The sequence below is a fragment of the Enterococcus sp. JM9B genome, from assembly GCF_009933265.1.
In the GTDB taxonomy this organism is placed as follows: Bacteria; Bacillota; Bacilli; order Lactobacillales; family Enterococcaceae; genus Enterococcus_C; species Enterococcus_C songbeiensis.
Map to the genome: position 1 here is coordinate 1 of NZ_MAEK01000018.1, position 2,087 is coordinate 2,087.

General features: G+C 30.5%; 3 protein-coding genes. All 3 read left to right on the forward strand.

Features of this window, described 5'->3' with window-relative positions; genetic code table 11:
* Nucleotides 1–79: 79 nt before the first annotated feature.
* The 3 genes from BAU16_RS05585 to BAU16_RS05595 all read left to right on the forward strand — a co-directional run bounded on the left by BAU16_RS05585 (nt 80) and on the right by BAU16_RS05595 (nt 1,852).
* The gene (locus BAU16_RS05585; RefSeq protein WP_002344897.1) at nt 80–436 is read left to right on the forward strand and encodes a type II toxin-antitoxin system RelE/ParE family toxin; all 357 of its coding nucleotides are present in this window, start codon (nt 80–82) and stop codon (nt 434–436) included.
* Nucleotides 426–692, forward strand: coding sequence for a helix-turn-helix domain-containing protein (locus BAU16_RS05590; RefSeq protein WP_002344896.1), 267 nt, complete (start codon nt 426–428; stop codon nt 690–692). The genes BAU16_RS05585 and BAU16_RS05590 overlap by 11 nt, the downstream gene beginning before the upstream one ends.
* Nucleotides 693–850: 158 nt before the next feature.
* Nucleotides 851–1,852 (forward strand): DUF4062 domain-containing protein, encoded by a 1,002-nt coding sequence (locus tag BAU16_RS05595; RefSeq protein ID WP_002344895.1) that lies wholly within the window; start codon nt 851–853, stop codon nt 1,850–1,852.
* Nucleotides 1,853–2,087 lie beyond the last annotated feature (235 nt).

Below are 2,087 nucleotides of genomic sequence, written 5' to 3' on the forward strand. Positions count from 1 at the left end.
AAAACTTTGCAACAGAACCATAATTCGAATTTTTATGTTATATACTATAATATAAAATCAATATATGATATAATTGGGTATGGAAAAAATATCTTTTGAAACATTTAAAAGACCTAATGGTCATGATGAATTTTTAGAATGGTTGGAAACATTACCAAAAAAAGATAGTGCGAAGCTTTTACGTACAATAGAAGAAACAGAAAAGAATGGGATGCTAGTAGCTCAACGGTTGAAATGGGTGAAAAAATTAGACACTAATTTGTACGAATTAAGAAGTAAGGTAGGATCAAACATCCAAAGAGCTATCTATTTCCATGTGGTCAATGGAAGGTATGTCATTACCCATGGATTTACTAAAAAAACGGAGAAAACACCAATAAGTGAACTTAAACATGCAAAAGAACTTAGAGAGGAGTGGTTCACAAATGATGATTAAAAAATTGATTGAAGAAAAGCAAAAAGACAAAGATTTTGCAGAAGCATATGACCGTGAAGGAAGAAAACTCGAAACTGCGGTTGCTCTTTATCATGCACGGGAGGAAGCAGGCCTAACTCAAGCGGAGCTTGCACAAAAAGCACATACAACTCAATCTACTATTGCTCGAATTGAGAGAGGGGATAACGTATCTTTCGATAAACTTGATGATATCGCTAGGGCATTAGGCAAAAAGCTGGTAGTAGAATTTGCTTAAAAGCGAGTTGAAAATATACCTGTAATAGGCTCCTAACTAATCAATTAGTTTAGTGGGCCTTTTTGTACTAAATAGATAAAAGTTGTCCTATAGTGTAAAAGTCAATAAATTTTATACAAAAATTACTTTAAAGAGACATAAAGAGAAAGGTACAATAAATGAAAACCATAAATCTAATAAAAGTATTTATAGCATCACCAGGTGATATAGCAGCAAAGAGGAATGAAGTAGAAGAAACCATATATAGATGGAATATAGAAAATACAGATAATACAAAAGTAATTTTGATGCCAATTCGATGGGAAACGAATGCGATTCCTACTTATATAAATAATAGCTCTGGGCAAAGTGTTATTAATAAACAAATTGTAGAAAATAGTGATATATTATTAGCGATTTTTGGCCATAAGTTGGGTTCTCCAGTTGATAATTATAGATCGGGAACTATAGCAGAAATTGATTACTTTTATAAAAATAGCAAAGGCGAGGTAGGGGTTTTTTTCTTAGATGAACCAGTTCCACAAGTTTTGGCTGAAGAGTATATAGAAGTTAAGAAGTACAGGGACTCTTTAGAAGATAAGGGTTTTTATGGAACATATAGCAAAGACAATATCAGAAGGTTTCTCACAAAAAAAGTGAATTATTTAATTGAGAAAGCACAAAATAATTTAGAATCAAAACGCTTTGATTTAGATTCTATTTCTTACAAGACACCTTCAGTAATTAACAAAAAAGTTACCGGAACTGATAAAGATTTTGATGACAACTTAGATATTTTTGATCCAATAGAATTTGACAATGATGAAAGATTGCTGCTAATATATGCGTTTATGGATGAAAATTCTATCTTTTCAACTGATAATTCAACTTATAGAAAAGTAGTTCAATGGGAAAGTGATAACAATTTAAGGAGTTACTTGAGTGATAGAGTATTTGATGTACTAGAAAAATTAAGTAAATCGGGAATTTTAAAGGAAGAATACGATTCTTCTTTTGATGAGTATCCATCACGCTATATTTTGATTTCAGAGGACTATAAGAAATTTAAAAGGTATTTTTTAAAAAATGAAAAAAAGATATCTGTTATTATGGAGAAATACAAAGCTCCAATACAGGCTGATCCATTTTCCAATTTGGATGAATCAGATTTACCGTTTTAAATTTTAAATAGATAATTTCATTTTTTAGTAGCAGAGGTATAAACTTTTTTAATGTTTGAATTGAAAAGAAATGCTAATAGGTCGACTTTATGTTTCTCTTGTGCAATCGTAAATGCGGGGGACCATAAAATTGATCTATTATCGAGTGTGTATAAAATAAAATTCAAATCTTATTAGTTTACATAAGATATATTATACTAAGTTGTCAATGTTAGGCGAATGTTAAGATTAAGCG

Bases quoted from the DNA above. Each gene is read 5' to 3' on its own strand.
- BAU16_RS05595 (WP_002344895.1), top strand. From the start codon at position 851: ATGAAAACCATAAATCTAATAAAAGTATTTATAGCATCACCAGGTGAT.
- BAU16_RS05590 (WP_002344896.1), top strand. From the start codon at position 426: ATGATGATTAAAAAATTGATTGAAGAAAAGCAAAAAGACAAAGATTTT.
- BAU16_RS05585 (WP_002344897.1), top strand. From the start codon at position 80: ATGGAAAAAATATCTTTTGAAACATTTAAAAGACCTAATGGTCATGAT.